This is a genomic window from Bradyrhizobium jicamae (genome assembly GCF_001440395.1).
Classification (GTDB): domain Bacteria; phylum Pseudomonadota; class Alphaproteobacteria; order Rhizobiales; family Xanthobacteraceae; genus Bradyrhizobium; species Bradyrhizobium jicamae.
Map to the genome: position 1 here is coordinate 1 of NZ_LLXZ01000175.1, position 351 is coordinate 351.

The following is a 351-nucleotide window of genomic DNA, read 5'->3' on the forward strand; positions in this document are numbered from 1 at the left end:
GCCGGCGGCAGCCGCGCCGCAGCGTGGCCCCGGCCCGGGCGCCAGCGCCGCACTGACCACGCTGCCGCCCTCGGCCACCTCGAAGGACGAGTTCGATCTCGGCATCGGCTACATGCAGCGCAAGGACTATGCGCTGGCCGAAGAGACCATGAAGAACTTTTCGCAGAAATATCCGAGCGACCCGCTGATCGGGGATGCGCAATACTGGCTCGGCGAAAGCTATTTCCAGCGCCAGCAATACCGCGACGCCGCCGAAACGTTTCTCGGCGTGACCTCCAAATACGACAAATCGGGCAAGGCGCCCGACGCGCTGCTGCGGCTCGGCCAGTCGCTGGCGGCGCTGAAGGAAAA

The 351-nt window shown here is 65.8% G+C and carries 1 protein-coding gene; it reads left to right on the forward strand.

Going from position 1 to position 351, the window contains the following annotated elements; all coding sequences use genetic code 11:
- A partial coding sequence (gene ybgF, locus CQ12_RS29125; protein ID WP_063799835.1) for a tol-pal system protein YbgF occupies positions 1–351 on the forward strand: 351 nt, incomplete at both ends.